The sequence below is a fragment of the Collinsella sp. 1033st1_E11_1033SCRN_220408 genome (genome assembly GCF_039062465.1).
GTDB lineage: Bacteria > Actinomycetota > Coriobacteriia > Coriobacteriales > Atopobiaceae > Parolsenella.
Map to the genome: position 1 here is coordinate 64,286 of NZ_JBCLNF010000005.1, position 22,339 is coordinate 86,624.

The window sequence follows — 22,339 nt, forward strand, 5'->3', positions numbered from 1 at the left end:
CTAACTCCCTAGACCTTGAGGTAACGCCTCATGGCGATCATCGAGCCAAAGAGACCAATGATGAGGCCCATGGCGACGAGCAGGCCATACGTGGAGAGCGTCGCGTGAGTCGACACCGTGAAGCTGAGGAACGAGATACGCTCGGCAAGCATCGGCAGGCCGAAGCGGCGGATGACCTCGAGCGCGGCGATGGAGAGCACGGAGCCGAAAATGGCCTGGAGCACGCCCTCCATGAGGAACGGCCCGCGAATGAAGCCGTTCGACGCTCCCACGAGACGCTGGATTGCGATCTCGCGGCGGCGCGCGGAGATGGAGAGGCGAATCGTGTTGTTGATGAACACGAAGGCCACGAAGGTGAGCAGCACGACGAGCACGAGCGTGATGATGCGAATCCAGTTCGTGACGGTAAAGAGGCGCTCGACGGTGCCCTGGCCGTACTGGACCTGGTCAGCGGGATCAGAGGTGGTGCCGTCGTCAGACTTGGTGACGTCTGCGACCTTGGCGAAGTCGCTATCGGAGCCAAGGCGCTTTGCCACGCCCTCGACGTCCTGCGGGTCCTTGAGCTTGATGACGAGCGAAGCCGGAATGGGATTGCGGTCATCGAGCGCGGCCACGGCATCGGCGGCGTTGCGCTTCGTCATGGTCTCACGATACTCGGCGAGGGCGTCGTCCTTGCTCTTATAGGTAACGGAGTCGACCTCATCCCAGCCCTCAATCTTGGTCTGGAGGGTGTCGACATCGGCGTCGGCCGCATCGTCAGAAAGGAAGGCCTGGATGGTGACCTGGTCCTCGACGGTACCAACCATGCCATCGAGCAGCACGGAGCCCATCGCGAACAGGCCGATGATGAACAGAGACAGGAAGATCGTCACGACAGCGCCAAAGGTGGTGGAGCCGTTGCGCACGAAGTGATGCCCCGCTTCGCGGAGCGAATAACCAAAGTTAGACGGCGCCATAGTAGCCGTAGCCTCCCCTCTCCTGGTCACGAACGACGTGGCCGGCCTCAAGCGCGATGACGCGCTTGCGCATGGTGTCAACCATCTGGCGGTCATGCGTCGCCATCAGGATCGTGGTGCCCGTGCGGTTGATTCGCTCGAGCAGCTTCATGATGCCCAGCGAAATCGCCGGGTCGAGGTTGCCCGTGGGCTCATCGCAGACGAGCAGCGGCGGGCGGTTGACCATCGCGCGGGCGACGGAGACGCGCTGCTGCTCGCCGCCGGAGAGCTGGTCGGGGTAGACATCCATCTTCTCGCCCAGGCCGACGAGGCGGAGCACCTCGGGGACCTGCGCCTTGACGACGGAGCGCGGCTTGCCGATGCACTCGAGGGCGAACGCCACGTTGTCGAAGATCGTCTTGTCAGGCAGGAGCTTGAAGTCCTGGAACACGCAGCCAATCTGGCGGCGGAGGTACGGCACCTTCCAGTTACGCATGGAGGTGAGGTCCTGACCGGCGACCATGACGCGGCCGTGGGTGGGCTTGAGCTCGCGAGTGATGAGCTTGAGCAGCGTCGACTTGCCGGAGCCGGAGTGGCCCACGAGGAAGACGAACTCGCCCGCGTAGACGTCGATGTCGACGTTCTCGAGCGCCGGCTTGTTGGGCTGTGCCGGATAGACCATGGAAACGCCCTGGAACGAGATGACCGGAACGCCTCCGGCATTCACCTGCGAGGTGTCCTCCTCCTTGGTGATGGGGGCGAAGGTCGTGGTGAAACCGGCCTCTGAGCTCGGGTCAAACGAGGCGCCGGCATCGGAATCGAACGAGGCACCAGCAGTGAAGTCAGCACTGGGCATAACGTCGAGACCGTCAGCGCTAGCAAACGGGTCCGCGATCTGAGAGGCGATGGAACTCATCTTCTGGGGCGCCGGCATAACCGGCGGCTGATAGGCGGTTCCCTGGGTGGCAGGCTCGGCGGGAGCCTGATAGGCAGGCTCAACAGGGGCCTGCGGAGGGGTGGCCTGCGTCGCATCAGGTGCGACGTCGGGCTGCGAAACGTACGGCGTGGCGACGTCAGGCTGCTGACCGTCCATGCCGTCCTGTCCCTCGCTGCTGCGGAAGTGGTTGGCCACTTATTGCTCCTTTTTTCGCGCGATAGGAAGGCAGATACGCGCTCCATAATAGCAAAGCCGAGGTTCGCCCCACAGAGGCCACACACGATGTTTCCCCTCGGCACACGCTTTATGCAGCTTAAAGCCCCCGCCGCTCGAACTAAAGGACCCATCACTCGAATGCGCGACACAAAAAGCGCCCCCGAGTCACACTCGGGGGCGCAGGCAAATCGCGCGAGTCCGCCTTTAGGCGTTCTTGACCTTCTCCCAGTCAGCGTTGAAGGACGCGAGGCCCTTATCGGTGAGCGGGTGGTGCACGCACTTCTTGAGCGCGGCGAAGGGCACGGTGGCGATGTCAGCGCCGATGAGGGCGGCCTGGGTCACGTGGTTGGGGGTACGGACGGAGGCGGTGATGATCTCCGGGCCGTCCTCCTGCTCCCAGTAGCCGTAGTCGTAGTTCTTGACGCAGGTAACGACGGTGTCAAGCTGCTCGATGCCGTCATCTCCGATGTCATCGAAGCGGCCGACGAACGGCGAGATGTAGCGAGCGCCGGCGCTGGCAGCGAGCAGGGCCTGCGGAGCGGAGAAGATCAGCGTCATGTTGACGCGGATGCCCTCGGTGGCAAGCACGTGGGTCGCAGGCAGAGACGCCTCGCAGATCGGGAGCTTAACGACGATGTTCGGGGCGATGGCGGCGAGGCGACGGCCTTCGGCGATCATCTCCTCGGTGGTCTCGGCCGTGGACTCGGCAGAGACGGGGATGTCCTTGCAAATCTCGCAGATCTTGGCCATGTGATTCTCGAAGTCCGCGAGCTTGCCGCCCGTCTTGGCGTAGAGAGTCGGGTTGGTGGTGACACCGGCAAGGATGCCCCAGCTCTCAGCCTCGCGAATCTCGTCAAGGTCGGCGGTATCGATGAAGAACTTCATGCGGATCCTCCCAATTCATCTCGCTGTTACGTCTCTTTGGTGATAGTGGGACCTGGGTCCGTCGCATCGCGAGCAGACCAGCTTGGCTCCGCCCTCCCCCTTGGCGAGCGAAACCAGCCCTCGATACTATAGCCCCAGGGCTCCTAACCACATGTTAAATGTATGCGTATTGGGAGTCATTTGCTAGAGCATGTCGGTAAACGGCCAGGTAGAACGCTAATTATCTATTTTCGTTACGCGATTAACCAAACGCGTATACTCTTGATTTGTTCAGCGCAATGATTGTCAAGAAGTATTTGACGTTTTCCGCCAGCGTAGGCGAAGACTTCTTGACCGTTACGGAGGAGGCAGACATGGCCGCAGGAAGGGTCACGATCGTCGACGTTGCGAAACTCGCGGGAACTTCGACGGCGTCAGTCTCCTATTACCTCAACGGCAAGCTCGAGAAGCTTGGCGCCCCCACCCAGCAACGCATCGCGGCGGCAATCCGCGAAACGGGTTACGTGCCCAACGCTCAGGCCCAGGCACTCTCTGGCAAGCCAACCCACGTTATTGGCCTCGTGCTGCTCGACAACACGAACCTGTGGGCCGGCCAGATCCAGAGCGGAGTCGAGAGCGTCGCACGTGATGTGGGCTTCCAGACCGTTGTCTGCGGCACCAATTTCAGCCGCAAGAACGAGCAAGCCTGCGTCGAGAAGCTGCTCTCGCTCGGCGTTGACGGCTTCATCATCCAGCCCACGTCAAACTTCAAGGCCATTCACGACCGCGTCCGCAGGGCTGGACGGCCCGTGGTCTTCTTCGACTGCGATACGTTTGATCTCTCCACCAGCTGGGTTAAGGCAAATCTATACGATGGCGTCTACACTGCGATCCAGACCTGCATCGAATCGGGCTACGACCGCTTTGTGAGCGTCGCCGCGCCCTCTACGCAGATGTCGCTCCGCACGCGCATCGAGCGTTCGAGCGCATTCTCAGACGTCCTTTCCGCGCACAACATCGACTACACCGAGATACCCATCGACCATGACGGGCCCTCGGTAACGGAGCTTTACGAGAAGTTCAAGTACACGCTCTCCCCCGCGCATCGCACGCTCATCTTCGTCCAGAACCAGTGGGCTCTCTCCCGAGTTTTCCAAGCCCTCGAGAACAGCCGCAACCTCATGCCAGACAGGATTGGTCTTCTGGGCCTCAACTGCACGGAGTGGACCGCCCTCACGACGCCCACGATCTCGACGATCATCGAGCCGGTGCGTCAGGAAGGCCGCCTCGCCTGCCAAATGCTGCTAGAACTCCTGGACAACGAGGACGCACGCCCCAGGCAGGAGATTCTCTCCTGCCGCACGAGGTGGATGGCCTCCACGCTCTAGCTTAACCGCAAGGATTGCCACCGCACGACCCGCAGCGACCGCATGTGTTGCCGCCGCGCGGCCTGCCCCTGATCGTAAGGGCTGCCGCCGCGTGGCCCACCCCCCCCCGACCGCAGGGGCTGCCGCCGCGCGACCCACCCCGACATCGCCCGCAACAGAAAAGGGGCGCCAGGCATATGCCCGGCACCCCTCGGCTTACCTAGTGGCTTTCGTCAGAGACTAGAGAAGGCTCTTGACGGTGGCCTCGAGATCAGCGGCGGTGAGCTTGAACTCCTTCTGGAGCCAATCAGCGGTGCCCACCTGGCCGAACTGCTCGACGATGCCGTGGCGCTTGAAGGGCACGGCAACGGCGTTCTCGGCGAGGACGGACGCGACGGCGTCGCCCAGGCCACCGATGACACCGTGGTTCTCGAAGGTCACAATGGCCTTCTTGCCCTTGGCCTCGGAGAGGATGAGCTCCTCATCGAGCGGCTTGATGCAGAACATGTCGATGACCTCGGTGGAGATGCCCTGCTTCTCGAGCTCCTCGGCGGCGTCGAGGGCGTCGGAGACGAGGCGGCCGGCGGAGATGATCAGCACGTCGGAGCCCTCGCAAAGGACGTTGCCCTTGCCAACCTCGAACGTGGAGCCCTCGGCGTAGACGTTGCGGATGGCCTTGCGGTCGCCGCGGAAGTAGTTGATGCCAGGCATGCCGGCGCAGGCCTCGACGACCCAAGCCATCTGCACGGCGTCAGCGACATCGAAGACGCGAGCGCCCGGAATGGTGCGCATGATGGCGACATCCTCGAAGGAGGTGTGGGTGCCACCGTTGGCCGCGACGGAGAAGCCGGGGTCAGAGCCGTACATGTTGATGGTGTTGTGCGCGTAGGCGCCAGAGAGGAAGACCTGGTCGAACGCACGACGCGCGATGAACGGCGCGAAGGTGTGGACGAACGGGATGTAGCCCTCGGAAGACATGCCGGCGGCAACGCCCATCATGTTGGCCTCGGAGATGCCGCACTCGATGAAGTTGTCCGGGTTGGACTCCTTGATCTTGAGGGAGTTGCTGGCGCCGCCAAGGTCGGCCTCGAGCATCATGATCTTGTCGTTCTCAGCAATGAGCTTCTGGAGGGTGCCCATAACCACATTGCGAAGGTCAGCGCCGGTGGCGCTGCGGTCCTCAGCGAGCTTGAACATTAGGCGATCTCCTCCTCAAGCTTCTCAACCTGGGCGTTCAGGGCATCAACGGCATCCTGGGCGGTCTTCTTGAGCTCAGGCGTGTTGAACTTGGGAGCGTGGTTGCTCTCCATCTCCTCGAAGGCCTTGACGCCAGCGCCCTTGACGGTGTCGAGGACGATGCAGAGGGCCTCGCCCTTGTGCTGCTTGGCCTCGGTGATGGCGGCGTCGACGGCCACGACGTCCTGGCCGTTGACCTTCTGGGTGTAGAAGCCGAAGGACTGCATCTTGGCGACGTAGTCGAACGGGTTCATGATGTCCTTGGTCCAACCATCAAGCTGACGCTTGTTGTCGTCGATGAAGACGATGAGGTTGTCCATCTTGTAGTTGGCGATGTACTGGAAGGCCTCCCAGCACTGGCCCTCGTTGAGCTCGCCGTCGCCCACGATGAGGTAGGTGTAGGAGTCAGAGCCCTTCTTGGCGAGAGCGGTGGCAATGCCGGCGGCGGTGGAGCAGCCCTGGCCGAGGGAGCCCGTGGTCATGTCGACGCCCGGGGTCTTGGTGCGGTCGGGGTGGCTCGGCAGGTTGGTGCCGCCATCGTTAAGGGTGAACAGCATGTCGCGGTCGAAGAAGCCGCGCTCGGCGAGAACCGAGTACCAGGCCGGGCCGGCGTGGCCCTTGGACAGCACGAGGCGATCGCGGTCCTCCCACTTGGGGTTCTTGGGATCGTGCTTGAGCTGCTTGCCATAGAGAACGGCCATGACCTCGACGATGGAGAGCGAGCCGCCCAGGTGGCCGTAGCCACGGTGCAGCAGCATCTCGACGACGTCGCGGCGAACCTTAGCCGCCAGCAGTTCGAGCTCCTTCTGCTCCTTCTCTTCCATGAGACTCCTTTGGTCTAATGGTTACCGACAGAATTAAACGTTGCTTTTCCAGAGGAACGTCGCGCTCAGTGTATCCCATGCGGCACCCCTCGCCATCGCTCTTTTGGAAGAAATTTCGATAAAGCTGCAGGTGAAAGGCTTAACAAAGCCATCAATTACATAGAATTGCCGCGAAAGCAATGAGGGGCGCGGCCGCATGTGCGGGCCGCGCCCCTCGATGTCTCGTTATCTCGCCCGGACCCCTGTCCGAGGCGCCGTCGCCATGTCGGCGAAGGCCTGCCTTACCGCCCCAGGCCTTCGTCAATCACGCTCGCAAGCTGCCCGGCGTCCGCAGCGGCGTCAAGAAGCTCGCGAATGTGCTCGTCCATGATCATGGCAACGGTGCGCGAGAGGAGATTGAGGTGGGTCTCCCCCGCCTCGTCTTCGGGAATCAACAGCGCGATGACCGTGCCCGCGTCGGAATGGTCGTACGAGGGCCATGACAGCGGCTCGGCAAGCGTCACGGCAATGACTCCAGGGCGCTTCACGACGGAAGACTTGACGTGCGGAATCGCGAACCCATTCACGAAGCCCGTTGCGCCCAGAGCCTCACGCCCGAGAAAGGCCTCATACACGGCGCGGGCGTCATCGGCAAACCCGAGCTCGACCGCCTTCTCGCTCAGTCGTGCGAGAAGCTCCTCCCTTGAAGCGGCCTTTGCCCCATACAGAACCTGCGACGCGTCCATGCCAACCGTCATCTAACCATCCATCCCAGCGTTCGCCCGCCAAATACCCGAGATTCAGGCTACTCGGCGGCAGCGCGCGTCTCGTCGATGATCTTGCGGACGGCGGCGGCGTTAGCGGCGATCTCCTCCTCGGAACCCTTGGTAAGCAGGCCACCCATGCCGGCGCAATCAATGCCCTTCTCGATCCACTCGTGGAGGTTATCGAGGTTAATTCCACCAGAGGCCATGAGCGGCATCCAGGGCGTCGGGGTCTTGAACAGGCCGACGAGGCTCGGACCATAGACGTTGGAGATCGGGAAGCACTTGACGAAGGCGGCGCCGGTGGCCAGCGCGTGGTTGGCCTCGGTCATCGTGGTGCAGCCGGGCGCGTAGGGGATCTGGTAGAGGTTGCAGATCTCGGAAACGCCCTCGGAGTAGCAGTTCGCGACGATGAACTGGGCGCCGGCCATGATGGCCATGCGAGCCGTCGCGGGATCCATGACGGTGCCCGCACCGATGATCATCTCGTCTCCGCACTCCTCCTTGATGGCGGCGATAACTTCGCCGGCATTCGGCAGCGTGTAGCTGACCTCCATGGCCTTAACGCCACCAGCGAGCAGGCCGCGGGCGATTTCAAGGCCGCGCTCGATGGTGGGAACGCGCACGACGGCAAACGCGCATGTGTCGTAAAGGGCCTGAGTAATGGCCGCCTTCTGCATCTTCATGATTAACTCCCCTATCCTTGCCCGTGCGCCTCCCCTTCGATGACGCACGGATGACTGATGCTGTCGCGCGGTGCCTGCCCATGGACGGGCCGCGGCGCGTGGGACGGATGCGCCTGCCAGCGGGCCAGGCGCGCCCGGGACCCTACTCGTGGCTGATACAGTAGTGATCGAGCATCGCGACGATCCTCTCGTCGACGCCATCAGCGACCTCGTTTACCGGGAAACGGGCGGGACCGACGGGATAGCCGGCGAGTTCGAGCGAGCGCTTGAGCGTCTGAGGCGTGGAACCGAGGTGAAGGATGTCGCGAATCGGCTCGACCTCAGCCTGCAGGCGCTGGGCCTCGGCGTCGTCGCCGGCTTCGAGGGCCTTCCAGAGGTTGACGACGACCTCGGTGATGAGGTTGCCGGTGCCAGCGATCGCGCCCGTGGCGCCAAGCGCGTGAGCGGCGGAGATCTTGCCGTCAGATCCCACAATCACGTCGACGTCGTGGCCAGCGGAGGCCTCGATGTAGCTCTTGAGGTTCTCCATGTCGCCGGAGCTGTCCTTCACGCCGCGGACGTTGTCGATCTGAGCGACCTCTGCGACGACGGAGGCGGGGATGTTCTTGCCCGTGGACTTCGGGATGTTGTAGAGCATCACGGGAATGGAGACGCTCGCGGCGACGGTCTCGAAATAGCCCTTGAGCTGGTCATCGCTAATGCCCATGAAGTACGGGTTGATAACGGAGAGGGCGTCAGCGCCGATGGCCTCGGCGCGCTTGGACATCTCTACGGCATCGTGCGTGGAGCAGGCGCCAGTGCCCACGTAGACGGGAACGCGGCCAGCAACCTTCTCGATAACAAACTTGGAGAACTCAATGCGCTCGTCCGGAGTGCAGACGTGGAACTCACCATTGGAGCCAAAGGTGAAGATGCCGCTCGCGCCACCGGCGATGAGCTTCTCGACGAGCTGCTCGCCCGCCTCATAGTTGATCGACTGGTTCTCGTCGCGGTTGAACGGGGTGACCATCGGCACGATGACGCCGCTAAACGTTGCCATGCTTTCTCCTTCTCACTTGGCCTGGCGCTCGCGAGAGTGCTCGGCCAACCGGTCTGCGCTTGACCTGGCGCCCGACAGGAACCGGCCATGCGAATTAACTACTACTTGTGCTTCTTTACGTGATGACGAGCCATGCACTCCTCGATCTGGCCCTCCAGGTCATCGAGCGTGTCCTTCATGAAGGGCCTCGTGATGCCCACGTACTCGTAGCCCGCAGGATGGGTGACCCAGCTACCCCAAAGGAGCAACCTGAGTGACGAGCCCTGACGCACGGTCGAATAGCCCTTGATCTGCTTGTAGGGAATGACAACGGCCTTCGTTACGTCGGCCTTCTCGTAAATCGTGAGCTCGCTCGCGCCGAAATCGCAGACGCCGACGTGCGCGGCGTACTTGCCAAGCAAACGGCCCATGCGCTTCGAGATGAACCAAACGGCGGTGATGGCGACAACCACGACCAGCAACAGCGCGATGTTTCCCGTGACGTCTGCGAACGCGTAGGCGCAGACCGCCGCCAACAGAATGGCGAAGACGAGAACAAGCAGGCCCAGCCCACACACGAGCAGGCGGGTGCGGTCTTCCTCGATTCTCAGCTCAACGTCACGTTCCTGCTGATTGTCTTTGTCGGCCATGAGATAGCTCCTAGGTCAAAGGGTGCGGCCCCGGGAGAGGCGACGCTTTGTGCCACCCCGGGGCCGCTAGAACGGCAGATCTTAGGCGAAGAAGTGACCGATCTCGTAGATGATCGAACCGACGATGTTGTAGTCAACGTTCGGGAAGGAAGCGCCAGCAATTCCAAGCCGGGCGAAGGCCGGGTAGAGCACGAGCGGGCCAGCGCACAGGAAGATGCCGACCAGGAAGGAGCCGAGGAAGGCGCCCTTCCAGCCACCGTAGGCGTAACCGCAGACTCCGCAGGTGCCGCCAGAGAAGAAGCAGATGCCAGCAGCCGGGATCATGATGGTCTCGCTGTGGAAGGCGACCATGAGGGCCATGGCGACGAGGCCGCCGAGGAAGGAGCCGATGAAGCCGATGATGACGGCGTTCGGGGCGAACGGGAAGATGGCGGGGCAGTCAACGGCCGGGCGAGCGTCAGGGATGAGCTTCTCGGAGATGCCGACGAAGGCCTCGGTGATGGCGGCGATGAACTGACGGACGCCGTAGATCAGGACGGACATGCCAGCGGCGAACTGCAGGCCAGCGAGGAACGGCCAGATGAACCAGAGATCGTTGCCGAAGTAGGACGTGAAGGCCTTGCCAGAGGCGAGCTCGTCACCGAAGTGGCCAGTCACGAGGCAGGCGATGGTCACGATGTAGAACAGAACGATCATGAACAGGGCGACGGAGAACACGAAGTCCTTGAAGAGCTTGAAGAACTCGGGGAGCTGCTTCTCCTCGGCCTGGGGAGCATCAAGCTCGCCGTCGGCGCTCTTCTTGGCGAAGAGCTTGCCCACGTAACCGGCGAAGGCATAGCCGATGCAGTTGAAGTGGCCGATAGCGATGGAGTCATCGCCAACGAGCTTGTTGACGAAGGGCTGGCAGAGCGTCGGAAGAGCGGCGCCGCAGAAGCCGAGGATGACACCGCCGAGAATGACGGTGACCATGAACGGAGCGCCCAGCGAGATGAAGACGAGGGCGAGGACGCAGGCGAAGTACAGGAAGTGCTGGCCGGTCAGGAAGACGGCCTTGAACTTCGTGAACTTAGCGAAGACCAGGTTCATGATGAAGCCCAGAACCATGACCATGGCAACCTCGGTGCCGTAGGTCTGGAGAGCGAGCGAGGTCGCAACCTCGACCTGGGTCACAACGCCGGAGACCTGGAAGGCACGGCTGAACATGTCAGAAAAGACGGTGACCTGGGAGCTCATGGCGCTGGAACCGATGTTGAAGACCATAAAGCCAATCATGGTCTTAACGGTACCGGAGAAGACGTCCACCGCGGACTTCTTCTGCAGCAGGAGGCCGACGAGGGCGATGACACCCATGATCACCGACGTGTCCCTGAGCTGCGCGAGAATGGCATCAAGCATGTTGATTTCCTCTCAGCTGATTTGGACAAAACTACCTAACGGACGGGCTCTGACCCATCCGGCTAAGCCGAAACGATTTGTGCGAGGGGCCCGGCGGGCGCAAGCTCTAAGCGCTTCGCTCAAGGCTCGCGCCGCCGGAATGACCTCAGACGCCTACTTGGCGTCGTGCTCCTGAACCCAAGCGGTGAGCTTCTCGGTGATCTCACCCTTGTTCACGATGTTCGTGATGCCCACGGCAGACGGGACGCGAGAGTCATGGGAGAGCTCCTCGGTGAGGTCGCTCATCGTGATGACGAGGTCACCGTTGAAGCCGTTGATGGAGTCGAGGTTGCCGTGCTCGGTCTCGATGGGGAGGTTGTGCTCCTTGATGACCTGATCGCACTTGATCTTGAGCATCATCGAAGAGCCCATGCCGGCGCGGCAGCAGACGAGTGCACGATACATTTGTTACTTCCCTTCCTTAGCATGGACGAGGTCCATGACATCCTGTGGCGTGTTGGCGGAGTCAAGCTGATCGAAGAAATCCGGGTCAGCAAGAAGCTCAACGAGGGACTGCAGGGCGCTCAGGTGCGCGTCGCTGTCCTTGGCCGCGAGCGGGAAGAGGTACTTCACCGGATCGTTGGCCTCGGAGCCAAACTCGACGGGCGTCTTCAGCGTGACAATGCCGATGGCGCTCTCGAGGGCACCGCACTCTGGGCGTGCATGTGGAAGGGCGACGTGCTCGGTCAGCACGAAATAGGAGCCCAGCTCCTCCTTGCCCTTAATGATGTCGGCGACATAGCCCTCGGTCACCATGCCGCCATCGACCATGGGCTGGGTAGCCTTGTAGATGGCATCTTTCCAGTCGGCAGCATCGACGTTGAGCTGCACCAGGCTCGGATCAAGAAGATCGCTTAGCATCCGCTCGCCCTCCTTTATTGACGCACATATACGTCTTATGAACGTTACGTTGACGATTTTTCCACACCCATCGGTGTCCAGGCGACTAATTTTTTACGAACGGTATTCATGTCGCCAAGCGACTGCGTTTTAACCGCGACCGGTAGTATTTTGGCAGCTAAACAACGCTTTTATCTCGAATTACATAGTTCGTCGTTTTGATATTTCGACAAATTGTTTGTAACTTCCGTTCGTATACTTAGTTCGTCTCGCACATAAAAGAATATTCGTTCTGCCGTTCGCCGATTTATGAATCTGTTCGTTGTGTTTTATGGTTGTTCTCTCGTAAACTCACCCCTGTGCCGATCAAATAGATCGGAATGTTCAACGAGCTTCTATAACGTTCATAAAAGGAGAGCTGAATCCATGCGAAGGAGCAATGCGTTCGTAGCGGCAAGACGAGACGCCATCATGGCCCTCCTCGAGCGAGACGGGCAAGCAAGCGTAGCGGAGCTGGCAGAGCACTTCGAGGTATCGCAGCTCACGATCAGGCGCGATCTTGACTGGCTCGAGAGCCGCCACGTTCTCTCGCGCCAGCATGGAAGCGCCTCCCTCCTCAATCCGCTTGGGCGCCCATCAGGATCCCAGCGCGTCAGGGCCAATCGAGCCATTGCCCGCGAGGCGGCGAAGTACGTTTGCGACGGCGACTGCATATTCATCAATGGCAGCTCGACGGCTCTCTCAATCATCGATTTCATTGAGGCGCGCGATGTCACCGTCGTCACCAACAACGGCAAGGCCCTCCTTATGGGCGAGCACCCCGCTCTCTCCATCCTTCTTACCGGAGGGGAGATTAGGCCGCCTCGCGCCTCAATGACGGGAGAAATCGCCATGGATAACGTGCGGGGCATCCGTGCGAAGAAGTGTTTCCTCGGCTGTACCGCCATCTCTGTCGCCGATGGCATAACCTCCGCAACCGCCCCGGAGCCCGTCGTCAACGCGCTCATGCTCTCCCAATCAGACGAGCACTTCCTCGTGGCAGATTCTTCGAAGATTGGCCGAACCTCAAGCTTCCCATTTGGCACGGTCGATGACATCGATACCCTCATCACCGACACCGGCGCAACCCCTGAGGAGGTCTCCGCGTTTCTAGCCCATGGCGTAAGCAGGGTCATCCGCGCCGAGCCCGGCCTCGAGGTTGAGGCGGACGAAGTGCCAGGGCTTCTATAAGCCTCGCGGTGGGCGCCCCCGCGCACCGGACGCATCTCCGCGTTAGACGCATCTGCGTGCCAGGAACACCGCTTGTGCGCCGGGCGCACCGCCGTGCCAGACGCAACTGCGTGCCAGGCGCACCACTTGTGCGCCAATCCGCCCGCGCCCCAATCCGTCCGCGCGCCAACGATTGCCACGTACGAGCAAATCCGCCTCGGGCATTTCGAGTGACGAACTCAAGGAGTCCCATGGTTCAAGAGAACAATCTTCACGGCCGGTCTGTCATCATCTTCGATTTCGACGGCACGCTCGCGGACACGGAGGGCTACATCGTCGCCGCCGCAACGCAGGCACTTTCCGAAGCAGGATTCACGCCCGAGCAGATGGGCGACGTGGGCCGTGTTGTCGGCCCTCCCTACCCCGGCGCCTTCGCAACCATCTATGGCGTTAGCGAGGAGGAAGACCTCGCCATAACCAACCGATACTTCGAGCTCTATGACTGGAAGAATCCTGCAAGCCACGAGCTCTACCCCGGAATGCGCACCCTTTTGGAGGACCTTACGAAACACGGGAAGAAGCTGGCCATTGCAAGCTCTAAGACCCGGATGAGACTTAACTTCTGCGTTGAAGATCTTGGCCTAGACAGCCTCTTCTCTTGCGTCTTTGCCAAGGAGGATGTCGACGGAGGAGGAAAGGCCGAGCTCATCCGCATGGTCATGGAGAAGCTCGGCGCTAGTGCCGATCAATGCGTCATGATCGGCGATCGCTTCTATGACATTCAGGGCGCCCGCGCCGCGGGCACGGTAAGCATCGGCGTCACCTTTGGCACACACAAGCGCGCCGAGCTCGAAGAGGCCGACGCAGACGCCGTGGTAGACTCCATCGACGAACTACGCGAAGTCCTGCTGGCATAAGCTCTGGGCGGCTCCACACTGCGGGGCTTTGCTCGCCAAACATACATACGTGCCAACGCGACACAAGAACGCGCCCTGAACATACGTGCCAACGCGATACAAGAACGCACCCTGAACCCATTTGGTTCCAGGGCGCGCTTGCTAGTCTTATGGTCTAGGACGCGTTTGCTGGTCTTTTAGTTCCCGGGCGCGCTCACTAGTCTTCGTCAGTAATGCTCGCAGGCTCTTTGCCACCCACGACCCAGCGATGATACGCAACGACAAACGGGTCGAGATCGCCGTCAGACAGCACGGCATCGACATTACCCGTCTCGCAACCCGTCCGAAGGTCCTTGACCATCTGGTAGGGATAAAGCACATAGCTGCGAATCTGGTTGCCGAAGCCAATCTCCGTCTTAGGTCCGCGAAGTTCGTCGAGTGCCTCGGCACGCTTCTGAAGCTCGAGCTCATAGAGCTTCGAGCGGAGAATCTGCATACACGTAGCCTTGTTCTGAATCTGGCTGCGCTCGTTCTGGCACGTCACAACGATACCCGTAGGCAGATGCGTGACGCGGACGGCGGAATCCGTCGTGTTGACGCCCTGACCACCGGGACCACTCGCGTGGTAGACGTCCACGCGAACCTCACCGGGATCGATCTCGACCTCGATGTCATCTGGCAGAACCGGAAGGACCTCAACGCCTGCGAAAGTAGTTTGACGGCGTTTCTTGGCATCCGTCGGAGAAATGCGGACAAGACGGTGCACACCCTGCTCGGCGCGCAGCATGCCATAGGCGTTCTTGCCGGACACGGTGATCGTGGCGCGATCAATGCCGATCTGCTCCGCCACGGGAGCATCATTGATGGTGACCTTCCAGCCACGTCGCTCACAGTAGCGCAGATACATGTGCAGCAGCATACTGCACCAATCCTGCGCCTCGAGACCACCTTGGCCAGGCGTTATGTTGACGATGGCATCACCACCGTCGAACTCGCCCGTAAACCAACTCGCGAGCTCGAGCTCAGAGAGGTCATGCTCGAGGGAGTCGAGGTTGGCCTCGCACTCCGCGAGCAAGTCCTTGTCCTCCATCTCCTGTCCGAGCTCCCAGGCGGCACGGGCATCCTCGAGCTTCGCATGCGCGGCGTCAATGCCTGCGACGTCTTCCTTCGCGCGGGCAAGCTTCGCCATCGTCTCACGGGCGGCGTTCGCGTCATCCCAAAAACCGGGCTCAGCGCTCTGGCGCTCAAGCTCGGCCACCGTTCCGCGGGCCTCCTCCACATGGAGATAACCCTCGACCTCGGCTAGCCTGCTTTCCAGAGCATCGATTCTCTCGTTTGCGACCTCAGACACTAGCGGTTTCTCCCGTGGCAGTTCTTGAACTTCTTGCCGCTGCCGCAAGGACAGGGGTCATTGCGGCCAATGCCCACATAGGGATCAGGGTCGTCCGCCTTGCGGTAGGTATGCGGCTTGGCATCGGAGGCCTTCGGCGAGGGAGCCGCGGCGTCACGACGCTCTGCGCGAACAGCGGGAGCCGTCCGCTTCGCCCGAGAGATGGTGGAAGTGCGGGCACCGGAATCGCCATCAACCTCAGCGGGGCCAGAGTAGCGCGCGCCCTCGAGGGCAGACGGAGCCATCTGCGAGTTCTGGGCGGGCACGGTGTTGCGACGAATGTGCAGCATCGTACGGAGGAAGTCCTCATACATCGTGTCGACGAGCTGGCTGAAGGCGGCGTATGCCTCCTGCTTGTACTCGACGAGAGGATCGCGCTGGCCAAAACCACGAAGGCCGATGCCCGTCTTGAGATAGTCCATCTCCTGGAGATACGTCATCCAACGCGTGTCGATAACGCGCAGCATAACCTGGGCCGCGAGGCGCTGGGTAATCTCCTCGCCAAGGTCCTCGGTACGCTTGGCATAGAGGCTCTCGACGTACTCGTCCATAACCTTCACGACGTCAGAGGTATCTGCTTCGCGAGAAAGCTCGGGCAGGCCGTCCTCTCCAGTGAGCTCCTTGGCCCAGGAGCGAAGACCATCGAGATCCCAATCCTCGATAGCAGCACCCTCGGGACAGAACTCGCGAACCTCGCGCTCGACGGTCGCGCTCGTGACCTCGCTGATGTGCTCAGTCAGATCCTTGCCGTCAAGAATCTTGTTACGCTCCTCGTAGATGACCTGACGCTGCTGGTTCATGACATCATCGTAGTCGAGGACGCTCTTACGCATGGCGTAGTTGATTTCCTCGACCTTGCGCTGGGCACCTTCGATGGCCTTGGAGACCATCTTGGCCTTGAGGGGCATGTCGGGCGGCATATCATACTTCGCCATCATCGCGGCGATGCGATCCATACGATCGGCGCCGAAGAGGCGCATGAGGTCATCCTCGAGGGAGAGATAGAACTGCGTCTCGCCGGGATCGCCCTGGCGTCCGGAACGGCCACGCAGCTGGTTATCAATGCGGCGGCTCTCATGACGCTCGGTGCCGATAACCGCAAGGCCGCCGGCAGCAAGGACGCGCTCGCGCTCTTCGGCGCAAGACTCCTTGGCCCTCTTATTGGCATCCGCAAGCTGCTCGGGCGTAGCAGAATCCTCGGTGAGGCCCTCCTCGGCAAGAAGCTGGCTGGCAAGTTCAACGGGATTACCGCCAAGCAGGATGTCCGTGCCTCGACCCGCCATGTTAGTGGCGATGGTAACGGCACCCTCGCGACCAGCTTGGGCAACAATCTGGGCCTCGCGCTCGTGGAACTTAGCGTTAAGGACCTCGTGCTTGATGCCGCGCTGCGTGAGCATCTTGGAAAGGCGCTCGGAGCTCTCGATGGAAACTGTGCCGACCAAGACGGGCTGACCCTTGGCGTGGCGCTCTTCCACATCGGTGGCGACGGCCTGGAACTTATAGTCAACGTTGCGGTAGATACGGTCATCGTGATCGACGCGAATCACCGGCTTGTTGGGCGGAATCTCGGTAACGGGGAGCTTGTAGATCTCGCGGAACTCCGCGTCCTCGGTCATGGCGGTGCCCGTCATGCCAGAGAGCTTGTCGTAGAGGCGGAAATAATTCTGGAGGGTGATGGTCGCCAGCGTCTGGTTCTCTTCGCGAACAAGCACGCCTTCCTTTGCCTCAACAGCCTGGTGCAGGCCCTCGGACCAGCGCCTACCCTCCATGATGCGACCCGTAAACTCATCAACGATCTTGACCTCGCCGTCGAGAACGGCATAGTCCTTGTCGCGATGGAACATGTACTGGGCCTTCAGCGCCTGCTGGAGGTGATTGGCGAGCTGACCAGAGAGGTCGGAGTAGATGTCTGCGCCGAGACGCTCCTCGATTTTGCGAAGGCCTTGCTCGGTCGCGGCGATGGTGTGCTTTGCCTCGTCCATGATGTAGTCGCCATCGGGCTCGGGCACAGGGCCACCCAGCGGATCGCGCTCGGGCTCCTCGGCTCGAACGAGGCCGCGAACCGCGCGGGCAAAGTCCTTGTAGGTATCAGCGGACTTCGTGCCAGCGCCGGAAATGATGAGCGGCGTACGAGCCTCATCAATAAGGATGGAGTCGACCTCATCGACAATCGCATAATTGTGGCCGCGCTGCACGCGCATGGAGGCGCGAGTGACCATGTTGTCACGCAGGTAGTCAAAGCCAAACTCAGAGTTGGTGCCATACGTAACATCGGCCGCATAGGCGGGAGCCTTGTCAGCGAGAGGCATGCCGTTCTGTAGCAAGCCAACTTCAAGGCCAAGGAAGTTATAGAGCTGACCCATCCACTCGGAATCACGGCGAGCAAGGTAGTCGTTCACCGTGACAATGTGAACGCCTTTGCCAGAAAGGGCATTGAGATAACCGGCAAGCGTAGACACGAGGGTTTTGCCCTCGCCGGTCTTCATCTCAGCAATGGTTCCCCTATGGAGCGCGATGCCACCCACGACCTGCACGTCGAAGTGACGCATACCAAGGACGCGATCCGAAGCTTCACGAGCGCAAGCGAACGCCTCGGGAAGGAGATCGTCCAGCGTCTCGCCCTTATCGAGGCGCTCGCGGAAAAGCACGGTCTGGCCCGAAAGCTCCTCATCATCCATCTTCGCGAACTTGTCTCCAAGCTTCGCGACCTCATCGGCAATAGCGTTGTACTCCCTCAGCTCCTTATCAGAGCCAATGGACAAGATCTTCGAAAAGAGACCAGCCATGTCGTTCCCCTATTGTCTTCCGGGTCCACGCGGGCGAGCATGCCCCCAGCATTCTTTTTAGTCAGTATTTACTTTAGCCGTTGCTCGTCCATGCGTCAGGCGAGCAATTCCGCACCACAATATGCGCACCCGTTCTCGCCGCGTGCGGGGCTGCCCCCCCCCGCGCGCCTCCCATATCAATCGGGTTTCTTCTGCCAGTTTGTGATTGGCCACGGCGTATTCGGACCAGGACGCCCCGAGCCAGTCATCCAAGAGCCGATCTATCGACCCTTGCTCCAGAGGTAGCCCCAGCTTCCATCCTCATGTTTTCGCGGAACCACTTCGATTGCCGTTCGTCATTGAGCCTCAGCGCCGCCTCAGACCCTTTGAGCATCGCATCCACATAGCGCTGAGACAATTCCTCGTGTCGGCGTCGGTACTTCCCGTCCGGATCGCTAACAGGCACGTAGGAACCCCCGCGGTAGAGCCCCTCAAGTTTGAGGCATAGGGCCACCACCTCGGTTTCCGGCAGACCACCACCCACAATTAGCCTTGCGAGACGCTCGAATTCGTCGACGTCGCACCGAACCAACGTTTCGTCAAGCCAAATTCGGCCCTGACCGCTTGCTATGTAGTCGATCTCTCCCGCAACCTGGCCACAAGCCGCACGCAAGGCGCTCAGCACGCTATAGAAGCTCTCCCTACCTCGAATAAGATCCATTTCGGGCCAGAGCTGAACGATTGCCTCCGCCCGAGACATCGTATGTCCCGGAGTCAGAGCGAGCATGGCAAGAAGATCACGGGCCCTTCTCCTTCTCCATGCGCCCTCCCGTATCTTGACGCCTCCCTTTCGAGCCGAAAACCCTCCCAGCACATTCACGTCGAGGACAGGGTCGCCGCCAGGATCGAGCCCCTCCGCAAGCGGTACGGTGGAGTTTTGCGGCGACGCATGAAACGCGACGCTCGCATCACCTTGTCCCACGCACGATGGCTCTCCATTAGGCACCCATGATGGCGGCAGCTCGCGTAGAATGCGCTGCCCCACGGCCCCGTCATATTTTGCCAAATAGGAGACGAGCACTTTGCTGCTTAGACTTGGGGTAGTTTCTCCCATTTCGTCGATAAGCGTTGACACGTCTTCGGCGTCTCTTCGCCCCAGAGCTTCGTGCAGTCTATCCAGCAGCACTAAATCCGAGCTCGCTTCCGAGGTACCAACTTCCCACGCCGAGCCCAAGTCGCCGCTTTCCCCGAACTTTAGCAACGTTGCGCGCTCCATAATGCGGGCAACAACAATTGCCTTTTCATCTCCCGCGGTCTTTGCATATCCAAATGCCGCCGCAGCATGGACATGGGCGCGTCTGAAACTCGCCGACGCGAAATCCGAAAAACACCCCGCAATGTTTGCCCACGAAGCAGCCCGCCACTCTCCTCGCGCAGCATAGCTCGACGCACAGCGATCGCTGTCAAGCGAGCCATCAGCACTTCCGGAGAGAAGCCGTGCTGCTGAGAGGACAAGATGTGTCGAGTTCCTCATCTGAGGCGGCACGTCGCCGGCGAGCAACTCCTCCGCTCGAGCAACGGTCGCCGTGTCTCCAAGGTTTGGCGGATCCCCGACTATTTCGCGCGCTGCCTCGAAATAGATTGCGAGGACTGCCGAGAGCGCAGAGGGATCACTGGATTCAGCAGCATCATTTTTCGCAAGCAGCATCTCCCTAAACGCTTCAACAAACGACATATCGAATCCAAGGGAGAGTGCCTTTCCTATAAGAGCGAGTTTGCCCACTAGAGGAAGGCTTGACGACATGGAAGAATCAAACCAACTGGGAGATAGTGAGCCGCTCTTTTCGGACCGGCAGCGACGCATCGCCTCCAGCAGTTCGATTTGCTGCTCGTGAATCTTGGCACGCTCACCTGAAATCATGAATCCGGCAGCCGCATCAGCAACGCCAGAAAAGTCCTTCCCTACGCCGAAGAGCTCAATGATTCTGGCGGCGGCACACATCCTTGGATCGCGACCTGAGGCAAGCACGGTCCTTACTACAGTCCCAGTAAGCCCAGCATCAATCATTTCGAGCGGATACTCGCCGACAAGAGACTTAAGGATGCGTTTGTCACTTGATGCAAGGGCGATCGCGCTCGCCCTTCTCATCTTTCCGTTGGCGGCAAGATGCTTCACTAGAGATGCAATTAATGTTTCATTGCCCTTTTCGCGTTCAATCAACGCCTTTGCTACAACGGAGTCTTCGCACGGGACAACGTCAAATCGGTCATTTCTTAGGTCGATACCAAATAGGGGGCACGTCTCGGCGATTTCAGCCAGAATGTCGCCTGAAACCCTAATCCCAAGAGAAGACAGATTAGATACCTCGCCCTTACCAAGAGCGAGAAGGACCAGACGGAGTTCAAGTTCCTCCTCAATCAGGCTAGAACGCAAAGCATTAGAGAATAGGTCGGCAACGCAACGATTCCAATAAGAGCCCGAAGGAATGCGGCCAGGATAAACACGCGTGACCCGAAGGTTCGAGATGAGAGAAGGAATGCCGTGAGTACAGCGCATGGCATCCTTAGCCGAGAGCCCACCCAACATGGGCTCCCAGGCAGACAGCTCTCTATCATCGACAATCAAATCGCCAGCTCTAACAACTCTACAAGGCGGAAGAAACTCGAGGAGAGACTCAGAATCCTCGCGGAGAACAATTAATACCAGGCAGTTGCCAAACACAGCCGAGCATATTGTTCGAGTGGCTCTTCCAAAATATGGGTCTTCCATCCCCCAAAGGCCATCAATGACCAGAAGCTGACCGCTTGCGCCGTCAAGAGACAGGCGAGCCACGCTCTCTTTCATTCGAGCTCGCAATTTACGACAAGCCGTATCGGAAGAAACCCCGGCAAGGCGGATGCAAGTAGTCTCATATCCAGACGCAGTAAGTGAACCAATGAGCTGGGAAGCGAGAACATGCTTCCCCAAGCCCTTCTCAGAGGAAAGAACAAGGAGGCGATCGCGCGCCAAAGATCTCAAAAGATCTGTAACCAGACGAGTTCGCTCGACAATAGACAGGGAAGAAGCTGATCGAGATGACGATTTCTTTCTCCCTCTCCCCTTACCCTCTTTCACACTAACAGTCTCTTCACCGGAAGAAGCCGAACAGGCAACGACTTTGTAGCCGCGAGCACCGTTATCGTTCATTGGAGTCCCTCCTATAACTAATTGGGACTCGAAGACTACAACCGCGAGTAAACAATACTGTCCACTGAGCCTAATTAACCCGTAAGCGGTTGTCAGACCCTCTGCATGAATAAATGCCCAGCCGCTTTTACCAGGCATTTGCCAAAAACTAACGAGAAGATCTGGCGAAAAACAGAGAAATTACTACCGGTGAACGGTGAACGGTATATCTATAGGTAAGACACAAGCAAAGGGATATACCTAAATTGGCACAGACCGACGACAAGGGATATCAAGAGGTGCTAAGCAAAAGGCGCCCCGCCATCGCATCCTGAACTGCCTCCCATTTCTTGGACAGAAAACTAAAGTCCGAGGAATGGGAGGCTTGTCTATGACCACGTACGGTCCGGGCGTCAGGTCCGCCGCCGCCGACATGTTCGAGAGGGGGCTCGGCCGCAGGGCCGTCGCCCGCAGGCTCGGGGTCTCCCCGAACTCCGTGAGAAAATGGGAGCAGACGTTCCGCTCGGTTGGACGGGAGGGCCTGCCCGACATGGGACACAAGAGGTCGTACGACTGGGAGACCAAGGTGGCCGCCGCGAGCGCCGTGGTCGACTCGGGGCGGGCGAAGCCCGACGTCATGAGGGAGCTCGGCATAGCCTCCAAGTCGCCGCTGGACGCCTGGTGCCGCAGGTACCGCGGGGGCGGGGCCGAGGCGCTCAGGCCCCGGCCCAAGGGCAGGCCGAAGGGGGCCGGCGCCTCCCGGACGACGCGGGAGCAGCGGCTCGAGCGCGAGGTGGCGAGGCTCGAGGCCCAGGTCGCCTACCTAAAAAAATCGATCGCCCTGAAGGCGGAGAAGCGCTTTCGAGCCGCGAGAGGGCCGCGGCCGTGAGCGGGCTTTCGGGGCGGTACGGCCTGTCCGACCAGCTGGAGTGCGCCGGGCTCGCCCGCTCGACGTACTATTACGCGCTGGCCCACCCGAGGAGGCCGACCAGGCCGGAGCTGTGGGACGCGGCCAGGGAGATATTCTCGAGGACGCCGAACGGGTGCGGGCACCGGCAGGTCGCGATGTGCCTGCGCGCCGAGCGAGGCGCGCGCACAGCCGACAAGACCGCGCTCAAGATGATGGGCGAGATGGGGCCGAGGCGCGGCATACGCCGCGAGAC

At 60.4% G+C, this 22,339-nt stretch carries 19 protein-coding genes and 1 pseudogene; 5 read left to right on the forward strand and 15 right to left on the reverse strand.

Features of this window, described 5'->3' with window-relative positions; translation table 11 throughout:
- Positions 1-8: 8 nt before the first annotated feature.
- The 3 genes from ftsX to ABCN07_RS05735 all read right to left on the reverse strand — a co-directional run bounded on the left by ftsX (position 9) and on the right by ABCN07_RS05735 (position 2,973).
- A complete protein-coding gene (ftsX, locus tag ABCN07_RS05725; protein WP_320679932.1) occupies positions 9-956 on the reverse strand; it encodes a permease-like cell division protein FtsX in 948 nt (315 codons plus the stop codon).
- Positions 943-2,067: a cell division ATP-binding protein FtsE gene (gene ftsE, locus ABCN07_RS05730; protein ID WP_343005788.1), complete on the reverse strand. Its 1,125-nt coding sequence runs from the start codon at positions 2,065-2,067 to the stop codon at positions 943-945. Before ftsE ends, ftsX begins: the two co-directional genes overlap by 14 nt.
- 225 nt (positions 2,068-2,292) lie before the next feature.
- Positions 2,293-2,973: a transaldolase family protein gene (locus tag ABCN07_RS05735; protein WP_293836865.1), complete on the reverse strand. Its 681-nt coding sequence runs from the start codon at positions 2,971-2,973 to the stop codon at positions 2,293-2,295.
- Positions 2,974-3,326: 353 nt separating this feature from the next.
- Between ABCN07_RS05735 and ABCN07_RS05740 the strand changes: the two genes are divergently transcribed.
- Positions 3,327-4,340 carry a LacI family DNA-binding transcriptional regulator gene (locus ABCN07_RS05740; RefSeq protein ID WP_343005789.1) on the forward strand — a complete coding sequence of 338 codons (1,014 nt, stop codon included), beginning with the start codon at positions 3,327-3,329 and terminating at the stop codon, positions 4,338-4,340.
- Positions 4,341-4,559: 219 nt separating this feature from the next.
- Here the strand turns inward: ABCN07_RS05740 and ABCN07_RS05745 are convergent, their stop codons facing one another.
- The 9 genes from ABCN07_RS05745 to ABCN07_RS05785 all read right to left on the reverse strand — a co-directional run bounded on the left by ABCN07_RS05745 (position 4,560) and on the right by ABCN07_RS05785 (position 11,771).
- Entirely contained in the window at positions 4,560-5,516 is a 957-nt protein-coding gene (locus tag ABCN07_RS05745) for a transketolase C-terminal domain-containing protein (RefSeq protein ID WP_320679935.1), read from the reverse strand.
- Positions 5,516-6,379: a transketolase gene (locus ABCN07_RS05750; protein ID WP_320679936.1), complete on the reverse strand. Its 864-nt coding sequence runs from the start codon at positions 6,377-6,379 to the stop codon at positions 5,516-5,518. The genes ABCN07_RS05745 and ABCN07_RS05750 overlap by 1 nt, the downstream gene beginning before the upstream one ends.
- A gap of 281 nt (positions 6,380-6,660) precedes the next feature.
- Entirely contained in the window at positions 6,661-7,116 is a 456-nt protein-coding gene (locus ABCN07_RS05755; RefSeq protein WP_343005790.1) for a PTS sugar transporter subunit IIA, read from the reverse strand.
- A gap of 47 nt (positions 7,117-7,163) precedes the next feature.
- Entirely contained in the window at positions 7,164-7,808 is a 645-nt protein-coding gene (locus ABCN07_RS05760; protein WP_343005791.1) for a ketohydroxyglutarate aldolase, read from the reverse strand.
- 142 nt (positions 7,809-7,950) lie between these two features.
- On the reverse strand, positions 7,951-8,847 hold the full coding sequence (locus ABCN07_RS05765) for a dihydrodipicolinate synthase family protein (protein ID WP_343005792.1): 897 nt from the start codon (positions 8,845-8,847) through the stop codon (positions 7,951-7,953).
- A 101-nt stretch (positions 8,848-8,948) separates the two neighbouring features.
- On the reverse strand, positions 8,949-9,476 hold the full coding sequence (locus ABCN07_RS05770; RefSeq protein WP_343005793.1) for a hypothetical protein: 528 nt from the start codon (positions 9,474-9,476) through the stop codon (positions 8,949-8,951).
- Positions 9,477-9,557: 81 nt separating this feature from the next.
- The gene (locus ABCN07_RS05775; RefSeq protein ID WP_343005794.1) at positions 9,558-10,871 is read right to left on the reverse strand and encodes a PTS ascorbate transporter subunit IIC; all 1,314 of its coding nucleotides are present in this window, start codon (positions 10,869-10,871) and stop codon (positions 9,558-9,560) included.
- A 153-nt stretch (positions 10,872-11,024) separates the two neighbouring features.
- Entirely contained in the window at positions 11,025-11,315 is a 291-nt protein-coding gene (locus ABCN07_RS05780; RefSeq protein WP_293815333.1) for a PTS sugar transporter subunit IIB, read from the reverse strand.
- Between the two features lie 3 nt (positions 11,316-11,318).
- Positions 11,319-11,771: a PTS sugar transporter subunit IIA gene (locus ABCN07_RS05785; RefSeq protein WP_343005795.1), complete on the reverse strand. Its 453-nt coding sequence runs from the start codon at positions 11,769-11,771 to the stop codon at positions 11,319-11,321.
- Between the two features lie 405 nt (positions 11,772-12,176).
- Here ABCN07_RS05785 and ABCN07_RS05790 point away from each other — a divergent pair, with 405 nt between their 5' ends.
- Positions 12,177-12,980, forward strand: coding sequence for a DeoR/GlpR family DNA-binding transcription regulator (locus ABCN07_RS05790; protein WP_343005796.1), 804 nt, complete (start codon positions 12,177-12,179; stop codon positions 12,978-12,980).
- 230 nt (positions 12,981-13,210) lie between these two features.
- A complete protein-coding gene (locus ABCN07_RS05795) occupies positions 13,211-13,876 on the forward strand; it encodes an HAD family hydrolase (protein WP_343005797.1) in 666 nt (221 codons plus the stop codon).
- A gap of 196 nt (positions 13,877-14,072) precedes the next feature.
- On the opposite strand, the gene prfB is transcribed toward ABCN07_RS05795, so the two are convergent.
- From prfB to ABCN07_RS05810, 3 genes are all read right to left on the reverse strand, one after another.
- Positions 14,073-15,206 (reverse strand): peptide chain release factor 2, encoded by a 1,134-nt coding sequence (gene prfB, locus ABCN07_RS05800; protein ID WP_343005798.1) that lies wholly within the window; start codon positions 15,204-15,206, stop codon positions 14,073-14,075.
- Complete coding sequence (gene secA, locus ABCN07_RS05805) at positions 15,206-18,031, reverse strand: preprotein translocase subunit SecA (protein ID WP_343005799.1); 2,826 nt, start codon at positions 18,029-18,031, stop codon at positions 15,206-15,208. The genes prfB and secA overlap by 1 nt, the downstream gene beginning before the upstream one ends.
- Positions 18,032-18,275: 244 nt before the next feature.
- Positions 18,276-21,197 carry a hypothetical protein gene (locus ABCN07_RS05810; protein WP_343005800.1) on the reverse strand — a complete coding sequence of 974 codons (2,922 nt, stop codon included), beginning with the start codon at positions 21,195-21,197 and terminating at the stop codon, positions 18,276-18,278.
- A gap of 370 nt (positions 21,198-21,567) precedes the next feature.
- On the opposite strand from ABCN07_RS05810, the gene ABCN07_RS05815 reads away from it, so the two are divergent.
- On the forward strand, positions 21,568-22,065 hold the full coding sequence (locus tag ABCN07_RS05815; protein WP_343005801.1) for a helix-turn-helix domain-containing protein: 498 nt from the start codon (positions 21,568-21,570) through the stop codon (positions 22,063-22,065).
- Positions 22,062-22,339, forward strand: a pseudogene (locus tag ABCN07_RS05820) (hypothetical protein); the annotation flags it as partial. The gene ABCN07_RS05815 and the pseudogene ABCN07_RS05820, both read left to right, overlap by 4 nt.

Bases quoted from the DNA above. Each gene is read 5' to 3' on its own strand.
- ftsX (WP_320679932.1), bottom strand. From the start codon at position 956: ATGGCGCCGTCTAACTTTGGTTATTCGCTCCGCGAAGCGGGGCATCAC.
- ABCN07_RS05735 (WP_293836865.1), bottom strand. From the start codon at position 2,973: ATGAAGTTCTTCATCGATACCGCCGACCTTGACGAGATTCGCGAGGCT.
- ABCN07_RS05740 (WP_343005789.1), top strand. From the start codon at position 3,327: ATGGCCGCAGGAAGGGTCACGATCGTCGACGTTGCGAAACTCGCGGGA.
- ABCN07_RS05745 (WP_320679935.1), bottom strand. From the start codon at position 5,516: ATGTTCAAGCTCGCTGAGGACCGCAGCGCCACCGGCGCTGACCTTCGC.
- ABCN07_RS05750 (WP_320679936.1), bottom strand. From the start codon at position 6,379: ATGGAAGAGAAGGAGCAGAAGGAGCTCGAACTGCTGGCGGCTAAGGTT.
- ABCN07_RS05755 (WP_343005790.1), bottom strand. From the start codon at position 7,116: ATGACGGTTGGCATGGACGCGTCGCAGGTTCTGTATGGGGCAAAGGCC.
- ABCN07_RS05760 (WP_343005791.1), bottom strand. From the start codon at position 7,808: ATGAAGATGCAGAAGGCGGCCATTACTCAGGCCCTTTACGACACATGC.
- ABCN07_RS05765 (WP_343005792.1), bottom strand. From the start codon at position 8,847: ATGGCAACGTTTAGCGGCGTCATCGTGCCGATGGTCACCCCGTTCAAC.
- ABCN07_RS05770 (WP_343005793.1), bottom strand. From the start codon at position 9,476: ATGGCCGACAAAGACAATCAGCAGGAACGTGACGTTGAGCTGAGAATC.
- ABCN07_RS05775 (WP_343005794.1), bottom strand. From the start codon at position 10,871: ATGCTTGATGCCATTCTCGCGCAGCTCAGGGACACGTCGGTGATCATG.
- ABCN07_RS05780 (WP_293815333.1), bottom strand. From the start codon at position 11,315: ATGTATCGTGCACTCGTCTGCTGCCGCGCCGGCATGGGCTCTTCGATG.
- ABCN07_RS05785 (WP_343005795.1), bottom strand. From the start codon at position 11,771: ATGCTAAGCGATCTTCTTGATCCGAGCCTGGTGCAGCTCAACGTCGAT.
- ABCN07_RS05790 (WP_343005796.1), top strand. From the start codon at position 12,177: ATGCGAAGGAGCAATGCGTTCGTAGCGGCAAGACGAGACGCCATCATG.
- ABCN07_RS05795 (WP_343005797.1), top strand. From the start codon at position 13,211: ATGGTTCAAGAGAACAATCTTCACGGCCGGTCTGTCATCATCTTCGAT.
- secA (WP_343005799.1), bottom strand. From the start codon at position 18,031: ATGGCTGGTCTCTTTTCGAAGATCTTGTCCATTGGCTCTGATAAGGAG.
- ABCN07_RS05810 (WP_343005800.1), bottom strand. From the start codon at position 21,197: ATGAACGATAACGGTGCTCGCGGCTACAAAGTCGTTGCCTGTTCGGCT.
- ABCN07_RS05815 (WP_343005801.1), top strand. From the start codon at position 21,568: ATGACCACGTACGGTCCGGGCGTCAGGTCCGCCGCCGCCGACATGTTC.